Consider the following 18879-nt stretch of genomic DNA (forward strand, 5'->3'; position numbering starts at 1 on the left):
TTTCGCCGCCCTTCATCTCTCGCGGCCATCACCTCTTTTTGTTGCGGAGTCAGCCTTGCGTCTGTTTCACACCTCCGACTGGCACCTTGGGCAGAACCTGCACGGCCAGGAGCGCGATTTCGAGCACGCCTGCTTTCTCGAATGGCTGCTGCGCCAACTGAAACTGGCGCAGCCGGACGTGCTGCTGATCGCCGGTGACATCTTCGACACGGTCAACCCGCCGGTCAAAGCCCAGGAACGCCTCTACGACTTCATCGTCAACGCCCACGAGCAGCAGCCATTGCTGACCATCGTGATGATCGCCGGCAACCACGATTCCGGCTCGCGCATCGAGTTGCCCGCGCCACTGATGCGCCGCTTGCGCACGCATGCCCTTGGCCGGGTGTTGTGGCTGGATGACGGCCAGCTCGACGCCGAGCGCCTGTTGCTGCCGCTGCCCGATGCCAGCGGTGAAATCGCCGCGTGGTGCCTGGCGCTGCCGTTCCTGCGTCCGGCCGAGGTGACCGGCGCCCATCTGGGCGATGACTACCTCAGGGGTATCGGCCAGGTTCACGAATGGTTGGTCGCAGCGGCCAATGCCAAGCGCAAGCCAGGCCAGGCGCTCGTCGCCATCAGCCACGCGCACATGGCCGGCGGTTCGGTGTCCGAGGACTCCGAGCGCAGCCTGATCATCGGCAATGCCGAGGCGCTGCCTGCCAGCCTGTTCGGGCCGAGCATCAGTTACGTCGCCCTCGGCCATTTGCACAAGCCGCAGAAGGTCAACGGCGAAGAACGCATCCGCTACAGCGGCTCGCCGATTCCCTTGTCGTTTTCGGAAATCGGCTATCAGCATCAGATCCTCGACATCACCCTGGACGGCGAAACCCTGGTCAGCGTCGAACCGAAACTGATTCCCCGCGCGGTCAATCTGCAACGTCTCGGCCCTGCGCCATTGGCGGAGATTCTGCTGCAACTGGCGGATCTGCCGAACATCGATCTGCTGGCCGAAACCCAGCGCCAGCCATGGCTCGAAGTGCGGGTGCGCCTCGATGAGCCGCAACCGGATCTGCGTCATCAGGTCGAAAGCGCGCTGCAAGGCAAAGCCGTGCGGCTGGTGCGCATCGCCGCCGAGTACGCCGGCAATCGCGGGGCGGACGGCAGCGACGACGCCAGCGCGCTGATCGAACTCGACCAGCTCACCCCGCAGGAATTGTTCAGCCGTGCCTGGCTGGACAACTACGGCAACGAGGTCGATGAACAGACCCTCAAGGATTTCGCCGAACTGCTGCAAGACGTGCAAATGGAGGGCGAGCAGCCATGAAGATTCTCGCCATTCGCTTGAAAAACCTTGCCTCGCTGGCCGGGCCGTTCGAGATCGACTTAACCGCCGAACCGCTGGCGAGCGCCGGTCTGTTCGCGATCACCGGCCCGACCGGCGCCGGTAAAAGTACCCTGCTCGATGCCTTGTGCCTGGCGTTGTTCGGCGCGGTGCCACGGCTGAACAACACCGGGCGTGACGCCAAGGTGCCGGATGCCGACGGTGAAATCGCCACCGGCGACCCGCGCACCTTGCTGCGTCGCGGCACCGGCGAAGGCTTTGCCGAGGTGGATTTTGTCGGCGTCGATGGCCGCCGTTATCGCGCGCGCTGGGAAGCCAATCGCGCCCGGGAAAAGGCTGCCGGCAAGTTGCAGGCCAGCCGCCAGAGCCTGCGCGACATCGACCAGGATCAATTGCTGGCGAGCCAGAAAGGCGAGTACAAGACCCAGCTCGAAGCCGCGCTGGGGCTGAACTTCGAACAGTTCACCCGCGCCGTGCTGCTGGCCCAGAGTGAATTCAGCGCGTTCCTCAAGGCTGACGACAACGACCGCAGCGAACTGCTGGAAAAACTCACCGACACCGCGCTCTACACCCGCCTCGGCCGCCGCGCGTTCGACAAAACCAAAGAGGCCCGCGAAGCGCACAAGCAGTTGCAGGATCAGGCCACCGGCGTCACGCCCCTGGCCCCTGAGGCCCGCGCCGAACTCGACGAGCGCTTCAACGCCGCCCGACAACAATTGACATTGCAACAGGCGCAACTCAAACAGATCGAGCAGCAACACGACTGGCTCAAGGAACTGCTGCGCCTGCAAGACACGCAACAAGCCGCCGCCGAGCAACTGCGCAGTGCCCAACAGCAATGGCAGGGCCTGGCCGGCGAGCGTCTGAAGCTGACCCGGCTGGAGCAACTGGGCCCGCAGCGACATCAGTTCGCCCGCAAGCACGAACTCGACGCGCTGCTGACTCCGCTGGCCGCGCAGATTGCCGCACACACCCGGCAACATGGGGAACTGAGCGAACGTCAGACGCAACTTGCGCAAAGCCTCGACACGGCAAAAGCCGCCCTGAGCGACGCGCAACAGCAACACTCGGACAATGCGCCGCTGCTGCGCCAGGCCTTCGAAGAGCAAAGCACCCTCGCCCGCCTCGCCAAGGACGCAACGGTCAGCGCCGAAGCCAGAGCCGGCGCGGAACAGGCCTGCGGCGAAGGACAAAACACCATCGGTGCCTTGCAGGAAAAGCAGACTCTGGTCGCTGAACGCCTGCAACGCATCGCCGCCGAGCTTGAGCAAAGCAGCCATCTGGCGCCGTTGAGCGATGCCTGGAATGCCTACCGTGATCGTCTGCAACAACTGATGCTGATCGGCAATCGCCTGAACCAGGGCCAGACCGAACTGGCAAGCCTGGAACAGAACGCCACCCGCAGCGCCGAAGCGCTTGCCACGCAAAAGCAACAACTTGAAGTGCTGTTCCAGGAGGCCGGTGCCGAACCGGATGCGGTCGCCGAACAGATCGGGATCCTCGGCACGCTGTTGCAGGACAACCGCAAGCAACTGCGCGCAATCGAAGACCTGACGCGCCTGTGGGCCAGCCAGCAGGAGCTGGAAAAACGCGGCGCCGACCTGCAACTGCGCTTGGTCACCGCGCAGCAAGAGCGTGATCGCCTGACGCAGGACGGGGTGAAAACCAAGGCTGAACTGGCCGTCGCCGAACAGACCCTCAACGTCACCCGCGAACTGCTGGAGCGTCAGCGACTGGCCCGCAGTGCCAGTGTCGAAGAGCTGCGCGGGCAATTGCAGGACGACCAGCCGTGCCCGGTCTGCGGCAGCAACGAGCATCCGTATCACCAGCCGGAAGCCTTGCTGCAAAGCCTCGGTCGTCACGACGAAAGCGAGCTGACCCAAGCGCAGCAGGCAGTTGATCAGCTCAAGGAAAAACTCGCCGAACTGCGCGCCGAAGTCGGCGGCGTCATCGCCCGGCAAAAGGAACTGCTGCAACAACAGGAACAGTTGAGCGCCCAGCAACAGGCCCTGGCGCCAAGCCTCGACGCTCACCCACTGGCGGCGCAGCTGTTGAATCAGGACGCCGACAAGCGTGGCGCCTGGCTTACCCGGCAAAACGAGCAATTGAACCAGAGCATCAGCCAGGACGAGCAACGTCAAAGCGCCCTGCTCACCCTGCAAGAGGACGCCGCGCGCCTGACCCAGCAACTGCGCCAGGCGGAAACCGCTCATCAACAGGCGGCGCAGCACCTGAGCAATCAGCAGCGCGAACTCGACAGCGACCGTCTGCGACTCGACGAAGAACTCACCGCGTTCGGCAGCCTGCTGCCAGCGGAAACGATAGAAGCCTTGCGCCTTGAACCGTCCGCGACCTTTATTCAGCTCGACCGGCAGATCGCCGAGCGCCTGGCGCAAGTCGATCAGCAAAAGGAAGAACTGGCCGAACAGCAACAACGTCAACAGACGCTGGAGAAGGAACAGGATCGCCAGCTCAGCCGCGTGCAGCAGCTGCAAAGTGCCGAGCAGCAATTCAGCGCGCTCGCCGAGCAGCAACAGGCCAGCCAACAGAAACTCGCGCAGTTGCTCGGCGATCACAGCAGCGCCGAGCATTGGCAGCAGCAACTGGAGCAGGCCGTGGAGCAGGCGCGCACGGCCGAATCCACAACCACTGAGCAATTGCAGAACACTCGTACCCAGCTAGTGCAAATCGCCACCGAACTCAAGGCACAGCAAGAGCGCTTGCAGGCGCTGGAAAGCGAAGCGCATGACCTCGTCGGCAAGATCAGCGACTGGCGCGCCCGGCATCCCGAACTGGACGACGGCGGCCTCGAAGACCTGCTGCGGGTCGATGACGAGCAAGTCGCTGAGCTGCGCCAGCGTTTGCAACTCAACGAAAAAGCCGTCGAACAGGCCACGGTGCTGGTGCAGGAGCGCGACCAGCGTCTGCTCGATCATCAGGCCCAGCACAACGGCAACCTCGACGCCGAACAACTCGCCGGCGCCCTCGCCGAATTGCAGAACCAATGTGCGGTCAGCGAGCAGCAATGCGCCGAACTGCGAGCCGAGCAAGCCGAAGATCAGCGTCGGCAGAACGCCAATTCGGCACTGGCGCAACAGATCGCCGATGCGCATGCCGAGTACCTTCGCTGGGCGCGGCTCAATGCGCTGATCGGTTCGGCCACCGGCGACGTGTTCCGCAAGATCGCCCAGGCCTACAACCTCGACCTGCTGGTGCATCACGCCAACGTGCAATTGCGCCAACTGGTCAAACGCTATCGCCTGAAACGCGGCGGCAGCATGCTCGGCCTGCTGGTGATGGACACCGAAATGGGTGATGAACTGCGCTCGGTGCATTCACTGTCCGGCGGTGAAACCTTCCTGGTCTCGCTGGCCCTGGCACTGGGTCTGGCATCGATGGCGTCGAGCACGCTGAAGATCGAATCGCTGTTTATCGACGAAGGTTTCGGCAGCCTCGATCCGGAATCCCTGCAACTGGCGATGGACGCCCTCGACGGCTTGCAGGCCCAGGGCCGCAAGGTCGCGGTGATTTCCCACGTTCAGGAAATGCACGAGCGAATCCCGGTGCAGATTCAGGTGCAGCGTCAGGGCAATGGCTTGAGCACGCTGGAGGTGAAATGAACACGCTGTATTCCTTCCGCCGCTGCCCATACGCCATGCGCGCGCGGATGGCGCTGCGTTATTCGGGCGTGGCGGTGAGCATTGTCGAGGTGAGCCTCAAAGCCAAACCGGCCGAGATGCTGGCGATCTCGCCCAAAGGCACGGTGCCGGTGCTGGATGCGAGTGGTCAGGTGATCGATGAAAGCCTGGAAATCATGCGTTGGGCGCTGGCGCAGAACGATCCGCAGGACTGGTTGTTTGGCGGTGACTCACGGATTGCCGAGCTGATTCAGGAGAACGACCAGGTGTTCAAGGTGCACCTGAATCGCTACAAATACGCCGAGCGTTATCCCGAGCAGCCGATGGAAACTTATCGCGCCGAGGGCGCCTTGTTCCTGCACAAGCTGGATGCGTTGCTCGAGGGTCGTGACTACTTGCTGACCGATCATCCGAGCCTCGCCGATGTGGCGCTGCTGCCCTTCGTCCGGCAGTTCGCCCATGTCGATCGCGAGTGGTTTGCGCAGACGCCTTACGTGCGGTTGCAGGTTTGGTTGCAGCGGTTCCTGGAGTCCGAACTGTTCACCGCCATCATGAAAAAATGATTCAGGCGAGAACCGCGCACATGCCGATTGCCGAGCAATCCACTTCGAACGAACCGAGAAAACTGCTGGGGGTTTTCACCGGTGGGTTGCCGGCCAGCAGCCCCAGCGCATTGGCCCGTTCAATGTTGTGCGCGATGCTGTGATTGGCTTCGATGGCGCGGGCCAGTCCGCCGGCCGAGCCCAGGCTTTGGCCTAACAACGACGAGCCATTGGTCATGAATGCCAGAGCGGCGATGACCCAGAGTCTGTAGCCTTTCATGCTCCGCCGACTCCCGCGAGTTCAGCCCGGTCCATCGCTGCGTTTTGCGAGCGAAGTTCGAACTGGATACCGGGATGTGCAACCTGGATCGGCGCGTCGAAGCTGTGTTGCGATTGGGATGAGAGGCTGACGAACAGCACCATGACCAGGTACAGACCGATGGCCAGGTAGGCGCCGCGTTTGGCAGAAGCGATGATTGAACTGGCCATGATGATCTCCGTGGACATGTTTCGATGTGCACAGGATCAATCAGAAAAGCCTGGGTAACCACTCAGCGTTTCCCATAGTAAGCATCAGCTTCGTTGATCATTAAGCCGGTCTATTTCAGCCTTTGATAAAACTGATGAGACAAACAATGCGGGAGCCGGATTTGCCCGCTCCCGCAGTTTTGTGACAGGCACAAAAAATGCCGCAGGCTGCGATCTTTTGAGCTTGATCTTCGCGAGCAAAAATCAAATTCAAAAGATCGCAGCCTTCGGCAGCTCTTGCAGGGGCAGGCGTAACGCTCAGTGTTGAGCTTTGTGATCCAGAGCCGCGTAGAAGTTGGCGCTCTGTTGCAGGTATTTCTGGGTGTAGCTTTGGGTGTGGGATTTTTTGCTGCTGATTTCAACGCTGGCACTGGCTGGCAGCGCCACGGTGGCGGAAATGGCGGAAGCGGCAATGATGGAGAAGAGATTGAAGTTCATGGCGGTAACCCTCGTGTTCAGTTTGGCTTGCTTTGCCCGGTTGGGCCGTGAAGCAAACTTAACGCTCGAGGGTTGCTCGCTTGAAATGCTTTGAAACGTTAGCTGTTATCAGCAAAATTAATACAACGCAGCAGGCCCCGTAAACCGGGGCCTGCGACTCATTGACGCAGGAAAAACTTCAGGTCGCTCGGGGCGTCCATCGGCAGTTTTTGCACGGTTTTGCCCAGCAGACCGGACTTGGCGTCACGCTCGACCACCACAATCTGGTTGCTCTTCTGGTTGGCGATCAGCAGGAATTTGCCGCTCGGATCGAGGCTGAATTCCCGTGGGTGATCACCTTCCACCGAACGCCGTTGCAGCTCTTTGAGATGGCCGGTGGCCGGGTCGATGGCGAAGGTCAGCAGTTGATTGGCGGTGCCACGGTTGCTGACGTAGAGGAATTTACCGTCAGCGGACGCATGCAACGCGGCGGCGGCTTTGTCCGAGGTCGGCTGGCCGGCGGCCAGATCGACCATTTGCGTCTGGGTCAGCACGCCGTCGTGATAATCGAAGACCGCGACCTGCGCGCTCATTTCCATGGTCAGCCAGGCATGCTTGCCATCGGCGCTGAACAACAGATGACGCGGCCCACTGCCCGCCGGCAAGGCGACCGAAGCGGTTTTCGCCGGGGTCAGCGGCAGGTCCGGATTGGCTTTAGGGTCGAACTGGTAGATGAATACCTTGTCGGCACCCAGGTCGTTGGAGAACACATAGTGGCCGTCCGGCGAGGAAACGGTCGAATGCACATGGTTCGACGCCTGGCGCTCGGGATTGACCCGGCTCGCCGGGTGAGCGCTCATCTGCACCACCGGTTTGAGTTTGCCGTCGCTGCCCACCGGCAACACGGCGAGGGTTCCGCCCGGGTCCTCAAGCACCGAGTAGTTGCTGACGAACAGGTGGCTGGCATCGCCGCTGAGGCTCGAATGCGTCGGCTCGTTGCCCAGGCTCTGCACCTGGCTGATCTGGCTCAGCGCATGGGTCTTGGGATCAATCGCAAAACTGCTGACGCGACCCACCGGATCTTTCTGGCCGGGACCGTTTTCGTTGACCACGAACAGGTGGCGCTGATCCCTGGAGAGAGTCAGCCACGACGGGTTTTCGCTTTTGACCACTTGCAGCGGCTTGGCGTCGATCTGGCCGGTGGCGCTGTCGAAGCTCATCCGGTAGATACCCTGGCTGGTGCCGGCAGTGTAGGAACCGACCAGCAATTGGTAACTCTCGGCGCTGGCACTGGAGATGCCCATCGCGCCCACGCTGCCGGCCATCAGCAGCGGCCAGAATTTACGCATCTTCATCGGTTTCATCCTCGTCGTTGCTGCCACCGAACGCATCCAGGCAGACGAGACGGTGTTCGCCGGTATCACCCTTGATGATCCAGCTCTGCAAGGTGTCATCGAACGTCGCGGCCCTGACTTGTTCCGGGGTGAATTCCCAATGTTTCGTCACTCGACCGTCCATGAGTTCAATGTGCAGGCCGTCGTCTTCATACAGGGCGAATTCGAAGGCGTGCAGGCCATCGATCTCCAGCATGTCGCAGTGTTCGAGGACTTCGAGAAGGGTTTGGGCAGTCATGGCAAACAGTCTTTCCAGGGGGGGTAAAGCGGCAATGATAGCTCATTGTTACAAGCGACCTCTTGTGGAAGCGGGCAAGCCCGCTCCCACAACGACAACCTAGAGGGCTTCGCGCGAGGGCTTGCCGTCGACCAGCCGCTGGATGCGCAGCGGGTTGGCGTTTTTCAACGGCTCCGGCAGCAGGCTGTCGGGGTAGTTCTGGAAGCACACCGGGCGCAGGAAGCGGTCGATGGCCAGGGTGCCAACCGACGTGCCCCGGGCATCGGAGGTCGCCGGATACGGCCCGCCATGCACCATCGAATCGCACACCTCGACCCCGGTCGGATAGCCGTTGAGCAGGATCCGCCCGACCTTCTGTTCCAGCAGCGGCGTCAGTTCCGGGAACTGCTGGAAGTCCGCCGGCTCGCCGATGATCGTCGCCGTGAGTTGCCCGTGCAGCCCCTGCAGCGCGGCGCTGAGCTGCGCCTGATCCGCGACCTCGACAATCACCGTGGTCGGACCGAACACTTCTTCCTGCAACGCCTCATCGCCATCGAGCAGCAGACTGACATCGGCCTTGAACAACTGCGGCTGCGCCTGATTGCCCTGTTGCGGGTTGCCCGCCAGATGTTCGATCGCGGCGTGCGCCAGCAGCTTCTGCAAGCCGTGGCCGTAGCTGCCGAGGGTGCCGACGTTGAGCATGGTCTGCGCCGGTTGATCGCCGATCAGCCCTGCGAGCTGTTGCACGAAGGCACTGAACTGCGCCGAGCGAATGCCGATCACCAGCCCGGGATTGGTACAGAACTGCCCGCACCCCTGCACCACCGATGCGGTCAGGTCACGGGCCACCGATTCCGAGCGTGTGGCCAGCGCCTGGGGCAGAAGAATGACCGGGTTGATGCTCGACATCTCGGCGAACACCGGGATTGGTTGTGGTCGAGCGGCTGCCATGTCGCACAACGCCCGGCCGCCCTTGAGCGAGCCGGTGAAACCCACGGCCTGGATTGCCGGATGCTTGACCAGCCACTCCCCGACACCGCCGCCATAGACCATGTTGAACACGCCGGCCGGCATGGCGGTTTTTTCCGCCGCGCGAATCAGCGCATCCGCCACCTGCTCCGCCGTTGCCATGTGCCCGCTGTGGGCTTTGAACACCACCGGACAACCGGCGGCCAGCGCCGCAGCGGTATCGCCACCGGCAGTGGAAAAGGCCAGGGGAAAGTTGCTCGCGCCGAACACCGCCACCGGGCCGAGGCCGATGCGGTATTGGCGCAGATCCGGACGCGGCAACGGCTGACGATCCGGCAGCGCCAGGTCGATCCGCGCGCCATAGAAATCGCCGCGCCGCAGCACTTTGGCGAACAGGCGCATCTGGCCGCTGGTGCGACCGCGCTCACCCTGGATCCGTCCCGCCGGCAGCGCGGTTTCACGGCAGACCACGGCGACGAAATCATCACCGAGGGCGTCCAGTTCATCGGCGATCGCATCGAGGAACTGCGCGCGACGCTCGGCGCTCAGGCTGCGATAGACCGGATACGCCGCAGCGGCCGCTTGCGCGGCGGCATCCACTTCGCCTTCGGTGGCCTGGAAAAAGTCGTGAGGCAACTGCTCACCGGTGCTGGCGTCGACGCTGTGCAATTTGACGCCGCCGGCCGCGCTGCGACGGCCGCCGATGTAGTTGTGTCCGAGAATCTGAGTCATGGGAGCTCCTTAAAGGGTGCCGATGCTGTCCGGTTCGAAAACCGCTGCAACCGGTACGATGCCGTTGACCAGCGGTGCGCCGAATTCGGCCTGGCTGATTTCAAATACGTCGCCCGGCCGGGTACGGATACTATCGGCAAATGACAGCGTTGCGGTGCCGAAAAAGTGAATATGCACGTCGCCCGGGCGCAGGAACTGGCGGTATTTGAAGTGGTGGTACTCGAGGTTCGCCAGGCTGTGGCACATGTTGGCCTCGCCACTGAGGAATTCGTTCTGCCACAGCACCTCGCCGTCGCGCAGGATGCGGCTGGTGCCGGCCAGGTGCTGCGGCAGCTCACCGACCCGCAACTCCGGGCCGTAGCTGCAACTGCGCAGTTTCGAGTGGGCCAGGTACAGGTAGTTCTTGCGCTCCATGACGTGGTCGGAGAACTCGTTGCCCACCGCAAAACCGAGGCGATACGGCTTGCCGTCATGGCCGATGATGTACAGGCCGGCCATTTCCGGTTCTTCGCCGGCGTCTTCGGCGAACGGCGGCAGCGGGAAGGGCTGACCGGGGCGCACGACGATGCTGCCGTCGCCCTTGTAGAACCACTCCGGTTGCACGCCGGCCTGCCCCGCCGCCGGTTTGCCGCCCTCCACGCCCCACTTGAAGATGCGCATGGTGTCGGTCATCGCCGCTTCGTCGCCGGCCTGCTGGTGCATTTTGTCCCGGGCCGAGGCGCTACCCAAATGGGTCAGACCGGTGCCGCTGACCAGCATGTGCGCCGGGTCCGGGTGATCCAGCGGCGGCAGGATGCGCAGTTCGCTCAGCAGTTCGGCGTAGTCATGGCTGAAGCCCAGGCCGAGGGTTTGCACCTGTTGCTCCAGGCCGCTGCCGGCCTCGATGGCGGCGAGTGCCAGATCCCGCACGCTGCGAGCGCCCTGCACTTCCCGCACCTGATCGTCCTCGACCACACCGACGCGGCGCTCGCCGTTACTCAATTCGAATTGCACCAGATGCATGTTCTTCTCCTTTGCGTGTTGTTCTGCAGTTTCAGGTTCGGGTGGCGCCGCGCGCACTGGCGGCGAACTGGTCGACCGGCAGCACGTGTTTGCGCTCGAGTACGCGGTAGACGATGCCTGTGAGAACCAGCCCGAACACCATTACCCCGGACAAGAAGTACAGCCCCGAGGCCAGATTGCCGGTGTACTCCTTCAGCGCCCCGATCACGAACGGACCGATGTAGCCGCCGAGGTTGCCCACCGAGTTGATCAACGCGATGCCCGCCGCCGCACTGGCACCGGCAAAGAACCGCCCCGGCAAGGTCCAGAACACCGCCGTGCAGGAAAACAGCGCGAACGCCACCAGGCACAACGCCGCCAGTTGCGCCACCGGCAAGGTCAGCCAGGCACTGAGGAACAGGCCCATCGCGCCCAGTACATACAGCACCGCCAGATGGCCGTATCGATCGTTCAAGCGGTCGGAACTGCGCGGCACGATCAGCAAGCCGACGATGCCGAAAATGTACGGCACCGACGACACGAAACCGGTCACCAGATCGCTGCCGCCAAACTGTTTGATCAGGGTCGGCAGCCACAGACCCAGGCCGTAGATGCTCAGGGTCACCGGCAGGTAAAACAGCGCCAGCAGCAACACGCGCTTGTCCTTGAGCGCATGCAGGGGATTGCCATGGCGGGTCTGGCCGTATTCCTGCAAATCCTTTTTCAGCTCGCCGGTCAGCCAGTCTTTCTCGGCCTGATCCATCCATTTCACTTGTTGCGGGCCGTCCGGCAGCCAACGCAATACCGGCCAGGTCAGCAGGATCGCCGGGGTGCCGATGACGATGAACAGCCACTGCCAGCCGTGCAGGCCGAGGATGCCGTCCATGCCCAGCAAACCGCCGGACACCGGGCCGGTGATCATCATCGCGATCGGTTGGGAGAGGATGAACAGCCCGAGGATCTTGCCGCGATGGCGTACCGGGAACCATTGGGTGATGTAGTACAGGACGCCGGGAAAGAAACCCGCCTCCGCCGCGCCGAGCAGAAAGCGCATCACATAGAAGCTGTGCGGCCCCTGGACGAACGCCATGCCGATGGTGATGGCGCCCCAGGTGATCATGATCCGTGCGAACCAGCGCCGCGCGCCGAAGCGTTCGAGCATCAGGTTGCTGGGGATTTCCAGCAGGAAGTAGCCAACGAAGAACAGCCCGGCGCCAAGACCGTAGGCGGCATCGCCGATGCCGATGTCGGCGCCCATGTGCAGTTTGGCGAAGCCGACTGCGGAGCGATCCACGTAGGCGATCAGGTACAGCAGGATCAGGAAGGGAATCAGTTTCAACGTGATGCGCCGGACAAGCCGCAGTTCCTGGCTCATGGGTTCGGTCTCCGATTGTTGTTTTTATAGAACCTCGGGGGACGCCTCTCGCGAAAAATCACAGGGCCAATCCCTCCGTCGAAAACGACTATATAGTAATACTAATTACCCAACAACACTTCCAAAGCCTCGATTTTGCGCTTATGTTACGCCGTAGTTCGCAAACAATAGTCTTACAATAAGAGAATCGATCATGTCTGATAAGAAACCCACCCTGCGCTCGGCCCAATGGTTTGGCACTGCCGACAAGAACGGCTTCATGTACCGCAGCTGGATGAAGAATCAGGGCATCGCCGACCATCAGTTCCACGGCAAGCCGATCATCGGCATCTGCAATACCTGGTCGGAACTGACCCCGTGCAACGCGCATTTCCGCCAGATCGCGGAACACGTCAAACGCGGGGTGATCGAGGCCGGCGGATTCCCGGTGGAATTCCCGGTGTTCTCCAACGGCGAATCGAACCTGCGTCCGACCGCCATGCTCACCCGCAACCTGGCGAGCATGGACGTCGAGGAAGCGATTCGCGGCAACCCGATCGACGGCGTGGTGCTGCTGACCGGTTGCGACAAGACCACCCCGGCGCTGCTGATGGGCGCCGCCAGTTGCGACGTGCCGGCGATCGTCGTCACCGGCGGGCCGATGCTCAACGGCAAGCACAAAGGCAAGGACATCGGTTCCGGCACCGTGGTCTGGCAGCTCAGCGAGCAGGTCAAGGCCGGCACCATCACCATTGATGACTTTCTCGCGGCCGAGGGCGGCATGTCGCGTTCGGCGGGCACCTGCAACACCATGGGCACCGCGTCGACCATGGCTTGCATGGCCGAGGCACTGGGCACTTCCCTGCCGCACAACGCGGCGATTCCTGCGGTGGATGCGCGGCGTTATGTGCTGGCGCACATGTCCGGCATGCGCGCAGTGGAGATGGTGCGCGAGGACCTGAAACTGTCGAAGATCCTGACCAAGGAAGCCTTCGAAAACGCCATTCGCGTCAACGCGGCCATCGGCGGTTCGACCAACGCAGTGATTCACCTGAAGGCCATTGCCGGACGCATCGGTGTCGAGCTGGATCTGGACGACTGGACCCGCATCGGTCGCGGCATGCCGACCATCGTCGACCTGCAACCGTCCGGGCGTTTCCTGATGGAGGAGTTCTACTACGCGGGCGGCCTGCCGGCCGTGCTGCGGCGTCTGGGCGAGGCCAACCTGATCCCCAACCCGAATGCGCTGACGGTCAACGGCAAATCGATTGGCGAGAACACCAAGGACGCGCCGATCTATGGCGAGGACGAAGTGATCCGCACCCTCGACAATCCGATCCGTGCCGACGGCGGCATCTGTGTGCTGCGCGGCAACCTGGCGCCGTTGGGCGCAGTGCTCAAGCCATCCGCCGCCACGCCGGAATTGATGCAGCATCGTGGCCGCGCGGTGGTGTTCGAGAACTTCGACATGTACAAGGCGCGGATCAACGACCCTGAGCTGGACGTCGATGCGAATTCGATTCTGGTGATGAAGAACTGCGGGCCGAAGGGTTATCCGGGCATGGCCGAAGTCGGCAACATGGGCCTGCCGGCCAAGCTGCTGGCGCAGGGCGTGACGGACATGGTGCGCATCTCCGACGCACGGATGAGCGGCACGGCCTACGGCACGGTGGTTTTGCATGTGGCACCGGAAGCGGCGGCCGGCGGGCCTCTGGCGGCGGTGCAGGAAGGCGACTGGATCGAGCTCGACTGCGCCAGCGGACGCTTGCATCTGGACATTCCGGATGCGGAACTGGCGGCGCGCATGGCGGATCTGCAGCCACCGCAGCAATTGTTGGTGGGCGGCTATCGTCAGCTCTACATCGATCATGTGTTGCAGGCGGATCAGGGTTGCGACTTTGACTTCCTGGTCGGTTGCCGTGGCGCTGAAGTGCCGCGCCATTCCCACTAACCCCGCCGTGCCCTGTGGGAGCAAGCCTGCTCCCACATTTGGCTTTTGTGCCCCCCTCAGGATCGTGCTGTGCCTGCTATGATGCGCGGCATCTCCATCGCTCAGGATCGCGCCGTTCCCCATGGATTACCGTAAACCCTCCGACCGCAAAAGCATGCACTCGCGCATCGTCCAGGAACTGGGCATGCAGATCGTTTCCGGACGCTTCCTGCCCGACGACAAACTGCCCGCCGAAGCCTTGCTCTGCGAGGAGTACGCGGTCAGCCGGCCGGTGTTGCGCGAAGCCACGCGGGTGCTGGTGGCCAAGGGGCTGGTGTATTCGAAGCCTCGGGTCGGCACGGTGGTCAAGCCACGCCGCGAATGGCACATGCTCGACCCCGATGTGCTGCACTGGCTGATGCAAAGCAGCCCGCAGAATGAATTCTTCAACGTGCTGACCAGCGTGCGCAGCATCATCGAACCGGCCGCCGCCGCCCTCGCCGCCCAGCATGCCACCGACGCCGAAATCGCCAGCATCGGCGAGGCCTACCAACGCATGGAAGCAGCGCCGACCCCGGAGGCCTTGCTGCAACCGGACCTGGACTTCCACAGTCGTATCGCCGATGCGACCCACAACGACCTGCTCGCCAACCTGTGCAACATGCTGTCGGTGGCGATTGCCGAAGCGCTGAAACACTCCAACCAGCGACCGAACCTGCACGAACTGGCGATGCCACGGCACAAGGCGATTCTCACCGCGATCGAGAATCGGGATGCGTTGGGGGCCCGGCATGCGACGTTGGTGCAGCTGGATGATGCGCGGAGTGCTTTGAGTGTTGTGCTTGGGGCGGATCTTTCCTAGGTCGTTAGTCCGCCGGCCCTCACCCTGGCCCTCTCCCGGGGGAGAGGGAACCGATCCGGGAATATTGACGATCTACACCGACGTGAACGATCTGCCTTGAATCCATAATCGACTCGGTTTTTCAGGTCGATGTATCACGCGAGACATTGCGGTCAGTCCCCTCTTCCCCCGGGAGAGGGCCAGGGTGAGGGAAAGCTTTTGATCTTGCCCCATAAAAAAAGCCGCAACCCTAAGGTCGCGGCTTTTTCATTTCAGCCAAATGGATCAGTGAGCAAACAGCGAATTGCCCTTCTTCCCGGCCAGCTTCTCCGGTTTGATCAGGAACTTCGCCAGTGCCGGCAGCAGCCACAGCGCACCGAACATGTTCCACAGCAGCATGAAGGTCAGCATCAGGCCCATGTCAGCCTGGAACTTGATCGCCGAGAAGATCCAGGTGCATACGCCGATGGCCAGGCACAGGCCGGTGAACAGTACCGCTTTACCGGTGGATTTCAGGGTCTGGTAATAGGCTTCCTGCAACGGCAGCCCCGCCCGCAGGAAACTCTCCAGGCGGCTGTAGATGTAGATGCCGTAGTCCACGCCGATCCCCACGCCCAGCGCCACCACCGGCAGGGTCGCGACCTTCACGCCGATGCCCATGAACGCCATCAGCGCGTTGCCCAGCACCGAGGTCAGCACCAGCGGCAGGACGATGCACAGGGTCGCCGCCCACGAGCGGAAGGTGATCATGCACATCACCGCCACACAGATGTAGACCAGGACCAGGATGGTCAGCTCGGCCTGTTTGATCACCTCGTTGGTGGCCGCTTCGATGCCGGCGTTACCGGCCGCCAGGATGAATTCCAGACCGTCCTTGTTATTGTCCTTGGCGAACTCCTGCACCGCTTTGACCGCACGATCCAGGGTTTCGGCCTTGTGATCGTTGAGGAACACCAGCACCGGCGCCAGCGAGCAACTGTTGTTGTACAGGCCGTCGGCACGGGCGATGGAGTTGTTCAGCACGTCCGGGTTGCGCGACAGGGTTTCCCATTTCAGGTTGCCCTCGTTCATGCCCTTGATCATCTGCTTGGACACGGTCACCAGCGAGATCGCCGACTGCACGCCCTCGGTGTTCTGCATCTTCCACATCAGTTCGTCGATCGGCGCCATGGCTTCATAGCGCGAGCAACCTTCGGACTTGGTCTTGACCATCACCACCAGCACGTCGGAGCTGGTCGAGTAGTTGCTGATGATGAAGTTGTTGTCCTTGTTGTAGCGCGAGTCCGGACGCAGTTCCGGCGCGCCCTGGTCGAGGTCGCCGATCTTCAGGTTCTTGCTGTACCAGAGGCCGCCACCGAAGGCGATCAGCGCGATCAGGATCGACACCGGCGCCACTTTCGCGCTGGCGAAGTTCGACAGCAGACGCCAGAACGGATGCTCGCGGTTTGCATCCTTCTTGCTCTTGGCGACGGCGCGCTTGCTGATACCGACATAGGAAATCGCCACCGGCAGCAGGATCAGGTTGGTGAACACGATCACCGCCACGCCGATGGACGCGCCGATGGCCAGTTCGCGGATCACGCCGATGTCGATGATCAGCAGGGTGATGAAGCCGACCGCGTCCGCCAGGATCGCGATCATCCCCGGCAGGAACAATTGCCGGAAGGTACGCCGCGCGGCGGTCAGGGCGTTGTCCGCCTCACTCGATTGCAGGGCGATACCGTTGATCTTCTGTACGCCGTGGGAAATACCGATGGCGAAAATCAGGAACGGCACCAGCATCGAATACGGATCAAGGCCGAAGCCGAAGAAGTGCATCAGCCCCAGTTGCCAGACCACCGCCACCAGCGTGGTGCTCAACACCGCCACGGTGCTGCGCAGGCAGTTGGTGAACCACAGCAGCAGGATCAGGGTAATGATGAAAGCGACGCCGAAGAACAGCACCACCATCACCAGGCCATCGATCAGGTCACCGACCTTCTTGGCGAAACCGACGATGTGGATCTTGACGTTGGGGTTCTGCGCTTCGAACTTGTTGCGAATCTTGTCTTCCAGTTCATGGGAGAACTGGCGGTAATCCAGTGCCAGCAACTTGCCCTGGTCCTGCGGGTCCGGGTACGACTCCAGCAGCGGGATGTCGACGATGCTCGACTTGAAGTCGTTGGCCACCAGACGCCCGACCTGGCCGGACTTGAGCACGTTGTTGCGCAGCAGATCGAGGCTGGCTTGGGAGCCGTTGTAGCTCTGCGGAATCACCTCGCCACCGGCGAAGCCTTCCTCGGTCACCTCGGTCCAGCGCACGCTCGGGCTCCACAGCGACTTGAGGCCGGAGCGATCGACGCCGGAGATGTAGAACACCTCGTCGTTGATCTGGCGCAGGGTCTCCATGTACTCCTTGGAGAAGATGTCGCCATCGGTGGCCTCCACCGAAATGCGCACGGTGTTGCCCAGGTTCGCCAGATCGTTGCGGTGCTCCATCATCTTCTCGATGAACGGATGCTTGAGCGGGATCATTTTTTCGAAACTGGTGGACGGCCGGATCAGCGTGGCCTGCCAGAACAGGAAAATGCTGACCAGCAGGCAGATCACGATCACTGCCGGGCGGTTGTTGAAGATCAGGCGCTCGAGAAACGTCGCCTTGTCCTGATGATGAGTGCTCAAGGAAGTCATAGCTCCGCCTTCTTATTATTGATCCGGCTCATTTGCCCAGCTCGGCGCCGTTCGGCGAAGTGATTCGCACGCCGCCCTGCCCGGTCAGGATCAGATTGCCGTTGCCGGCGGCGGTGACCGACGACAGGGAAATCCGATCCGGACGGTTGAAGACGCTGAAAGTCTCGCCATTGTCGCTGCTGCTGATCACCGAACCGCCGTTGCCGACGATCACGATAGACCCGTCCTCCAGCAGCGTCGCACCGGACAACCCGAACTCCAGGGCACCGCGAGCGGCTTGCAGTTCGACCTGCTCCCAGGTGCTGCCGAAATCGGTGGAGCGGTAGAGGTTGCCGCGCAGACCGTAGGCCAGCAGCGTCTGCGCTTGCGCCGTGCCGATCACGCCGAACAGCGAGCCTTCGTACGGGCCTTCGAGTTTTTCCCAGGTCTGGCCCCAGTCGGCGGAGCGGAACATGCTGCCCTGCTCGCCGACGATGAACAGCCCGGCGTCTTTCACGGCGGCGATGGCGTTGAGGTGGAACTGGTCTTCGTTGTCGAGGCGATCGCTGACGTCTTCCCAGTGTTTGCCGCCGTCGGTGGTTTCCAGCAGCGCACCGTAGGCACCCACGGCGAGGCCGCTGTTGACGTCCTTGAACCAGACGTCGAGCAGCGGCGATTCGCGCTTGAGGTCTTCGAACTGCTTGCTCCAGGTCAGGCCGCCGTCTTCGCTGGCGAGGATCTGCGCGTCATGCCCGACCGCCCAGCCGTGCTTGTCGTCGACGAAGTACACGGCGGTGAGCAACTGGCGGGTCGGCACCTTGGCCTGTTTCCAGGACTTGCCCTGGTCATCGGAATAGAGAATGTGCCCGCGATCACCGACCGCCACCAGCCGCTGGCCGGCGTGGACGACATCGAGCATCAGGCTTTTCGCGGCCTTGGCCGATTCGGTGGCGTAAACCACGTCGGCTGGCGCTTCGGCGGCCACGACGGGCACCGACAATGTGGCAAAGCCCAGCAGAGAGAGCGCTGTAGCCAGCAACGCGGTTTTGCGTAACGCCGGCGGGCGGCAACGACTCATAGACCTTCCCCTGTTTTTTATTGTTGGGTGATTGACCTTGAAGGGCGCCGCAAGGCTGCCTGAATGACTGCCCGGTCACAAGGATAGTCCTGAAACCCGCCATCCAGAGCGCCTTCGGAAGCTGACCCATCCTATCGGGCATTCGAAACGTCTGACAATCGGCGCAACGTTATCTTTTGTTAACCGAAAGGCACGGGGTCGCCGCTGAATACGCGGCCATTCGCCGGATGGATGAGGGAATCTTGCAAGGGGGACTTGCACAACCGATATTATGGTATACCATCATACCGA

15 protein-coding genes are annotated in these 18879 nt (G+C 62.2%); 5 read left to right on the forward strand and 10 right to left on the reverse strand.

From position 1 onward, the window contains the following. The first annotated feature begins 55 nt into the window (after window positions 1–55). The 3 genes from N8H74_RS21380 to N8H74_RS21390 are packed head-to-tail and all read left to right on the forward strand — an operon-like array spanning window position 56 to window position 5519. Window positions 56–1300 carry an exonuclease SbcCD subunit D C-terminal domain-containing protein gene (locus tag N8H74_RS21380; RefSeq protein ID WP_262150056.1) on the forward strand — a complete coding sequence of 415 codons (1245 nt, stop codon included), beginning with the start codon at window positions 56–58 and terminating at the stop codon, window positions 1298–1300. Then, entirely contained in the window at window positions 1297–4938 is a 3642-nt protein-coding gene (locus N8H74_RS21385; RefSeq protein WP_262150058.1) for an AAA family ATPase, read from the forward strand. The genes N8H74_RS21380 and N8H74_RS21385 overlap by 4 nt, the downstream gene beginning before the upstream one ends. Continuing rightward, a complete protein-coding gene (locus N8H74_RS21390) occupies window positions 4935–5519 on the forward strand; it encodes a glutathione S-transferase (RefSeq protein WP_262150060.1) in 585 nt (194 codons plus the stop codon). The genes N8H74_RS21385 and N8H74_RS21390 overlap by 4 nt, the downstream gene beginning before the upstream one ends. 1 nt (window position 5520) lies before the next feature. On the opposite strand, the gene N8H74_RS21395 is transcribed toward N8H74_RS21390, so the two are convergent. The 8 genes from N8H74_RS21395 to N8H74_RS21430 form a co-directional block, all read right to left on the reverse strand. Then, window positions 5521–5778, reverse strand: a complete 258-nt coding sequence (locus tag N8H74_RS21395) for a hypothetical protein (protein WP_262150062.1) — start codon at window positions 5776–5778, stop codon at window positions 5521–5523. Then, the gene (locus tag N8H74_RS21400; RefSeq protein ID WP_262150064.1) at window positions 5775–5987 is read right to left on the reverse strand and encodes a hypothetical protein; all 213 of its coding nucleotides are present in this window, start codon (window positions 5985–5987) and stop codon (window positions 5775–5777) included. Before N8H74_RS21400 ends, N8H74_RS21395 begins: the two co-directional genes overlap by 4 nt. 297 nt (window positions 5988–6284) lie before the next feature. Continuing rightward, window positions 6285–6464, reverse strand: a complete 180-nt coding sequence (locus N8H74_RS21405) for a hypothetical protein (protein ID WP_217833240.1) — start codon at window positions 6462–6464, stop codon at window positions 6285–6287. Window positions 6465–6622: 158 nt separating this feature from the next. Beyond that, complete coding sequence (locus N8H74_RS21410; protein WP_262150066.1) at window positions 6623–7798, reverse strand: lactonase family protein; 1176 nt, start codon at window positions 7796–7798, stop codon at window positions 6623–6625. Then, window positions 7785–8075 carry a DUF5629 family protein gene (locus tag N8H74_RS21415; RefSeq protein ID WP_217833236.1) on the reverse strand — a complete coding sequence of 97 codons (291 nt, stop codon included), beginning with the start codon at window positions 8073–8075 and terminating at the stop codon, window positions 7785–7787. The genes N8H74_RS21410 and N8H74_RS21415 overlap by 14 nt, the downstream gene beginning before the upstream one ends. Before the next feature lie 99 nt (window positions 8076–8174). Beyond that, the gene (locus N8H74_RS21420) at window positions 8175–9755 is read right to left on the reverse strand and encodes an aldehyde dehydrogenase (NADP(+)) (RefSeq protein ID WP_262150071.1); all 1581 of its coding nucleotides are present in this window, start codon (window positions 9753–9755) and stop codon (window positions 8175–8177) included. A gap of 9 nt (window positions 9756–9764) precedes the next feature. Beyond that, on the reverse strand, window positions 9765–10757 hold the full coding sequence (araD1, locus tag N8H74_RS21425) for an AraD1 family protein (RefSeq protein ID WP_262150073.1): 993 nt from the start codon (window positions 10755–10757) through the stop codon (window positions 9765–9767). 31 nt (window positions 10758–10788) lie between these two features. Next, window positions 10789–12111 carry an MFS transporter gene (locus tag N8H74_RS21430; RefSeq protein ID WP_262150075.1) on the reverse strand — a complete coding sequence of 441 codons (1323 nt, stop codon included), beginning with the start codon at window positions 12109–12111 and terminating at the stop codon, window positions 10789–10791. Window positions 12112–12304: 193 nt separating this feature from the next. Between N8H74_RS21430 and N8H74_RS21435 the strand changes: the two genes are divergently transcribed. Together N8H74_RS21435 and N8H74_RS21440 are read left to right on the forward strand one after the other, a co-directional pair. Further along, complete coding sequence (locus tag N8H74_RS21435) at window positions 12305–14041, forward strand: IlvD/Edd family dehydratase (protein ID WP_262150077.1); 1737 nt, start codon at window positions 12305–12307, stop codon at window positions 14039–14041. Between the two features lie 121 nt (window positions 14042–14162). Beyond that, complete coding sequence (locus tag N8H74_RS21440; RefSeq protein ID WP_262150079.1) at window positions 14163–14882, forward strand: FadR/GntR family transcriptional regulator; 720 nt, start codon at window positions 14163–14165, stop codon at window positions 14880–14882. Between the two features lie 264 nt (window positions 14883–15146). Here N8H74_RS21440 and N8H74_RS21445 read toward each other — a convergent pair whose 3' ends face one another. After that, window positions 15147–17531: an RND family transporter gene (locus N8H74_RS21445; RefSeq protein ID WP_217833222.1), complete on the reverse strand. Its 2385-nt coding sequence runs from the start codon at window positions 17529–17531 to the stop codon at window positions 15147–15149. A gap of 28 nt (window positions 17532–17559) precedes the next feature. After that, window positions 17560–18588, reverse strand: a complete 1029-nt coding sequence (locus N8H74_RS21450; protein WP_217833220.1) for a YCF48-related protein — start codon at window positions 18586–18588, stop codon at window positions 17560–17562. Window positions 18589–18879: the final 291 nt, after the last annotated feature.

Origin of the sequence: Pseudomonas sp. B2M1-30, from assembly GCF_025447575.1 — a bacterium.
Taxonomy (GTDB): Bacteria; Pseudomonadota; Gammaproteobacteria; order Pseudomonadales; family Pseudomonadaceae; genus Aquipseudomonas; species Aquipseudomonas botevensis.

Bases quoted from the DNA above. Each gene is read 5' to 3' on its own strand.
- N8H74_RS21385 (WP_262150058.1), top strand. From the start codon at position 1,297: ATGAAGATTCTCGCCATTCGCTTGAAAAACCTTGCCTCGCTGGCCGGG.
- N8H74_RS21390 (WP_262150060.1), top strand. From the start codon at position 4,935: ATGAACACGCTGTATTCCTTCCGCCGCTGCCCATACGCCATGCGCGCG.
- N8H74_RS21395 (WP_262150062.1), bottom strand. From the start codon at position 5,778: ATGAAAGGCTACAGACTCTGGGTCATCGCCGCTCTGGCATTCATGACC.
- N8H74_RS21400 (WP_262150064.1), bottom strand. From the start codon at position 5,987: ATGGCCAGTTCAATCATCGCTTCTGCCAAACGCGGCGCCTACCTGGCC.
- N8H74_RS21405 (WP_217833240.1), bottom strand. From the start codon at position 6,464: ATGAACTTCAATCTCTTCTCCATCATTGCCGCTTCCGCCATTTCCGCC.
- N8H74_RS21410 (WP_262150066.1), bottom strand. From the start codon at position 7,798: ATGAAGATGCGTAAATTCTGGCCGCTGCTGATGGCCGGCAGCGTGGGC.
- N8H74_RS21415 (WP_217833236.1), bottom strand. From the start codon at position 8,075: ATGACTGCCCAAACCCTTCTCGAAGTCCTCGAACACTGCGACATGCTG.
- N8H74_RS21420 (WP_262150071.1), bottom strand. From the start codon at position 9,755: ATGACTCAGATTCTCGGACACAACTACATCGGCGGCCGTCGCAGCGCG.
- araD1 (WP_262150073.1), bottom strand. From the start codon at position 10,757: ATGCATCTGGTGCAATTCGAATTGAGTAACGGCGAGCGCCGCGTCGGT.
- N8H74_RS21430 (WP_262150075.1), bottom strand. From the start codon at position 12,111: ATGAGCCAGGAACTGCGGCTTGTCCGGCGCATCACGTTGAAACTGATT.
- N8H74_RS21435 (WP_262150077.1), top strand. From the start codon at position 12,305: ATGTCTGATAAGAAACCCACCCTGCGCTCGGCCCAATGGTTTGGCACT.
- N8H74_RS21440 (WP_262150079.1), top strand. From the start codon at position 14,163: ATGGATTACCGTAAACCCTCCGACCGCAAAAGCATGCACTCGCGCATC.
- N8H74_RS21445 (WP_217833222.1), bottom strand. From the start codon at position 17,531: ATGACTTCCTTGAGCACTCATCATCAGGACAAGGCGACGTTTCTCGAG.
- N8H74_RS21450 (WP_217833220.1), bottom strand. From the start codon at position 18,588: ATGAGTCGTTGCCGCCCGCCGGCGTTACGCAAAACCGCGTTGCTGGCT.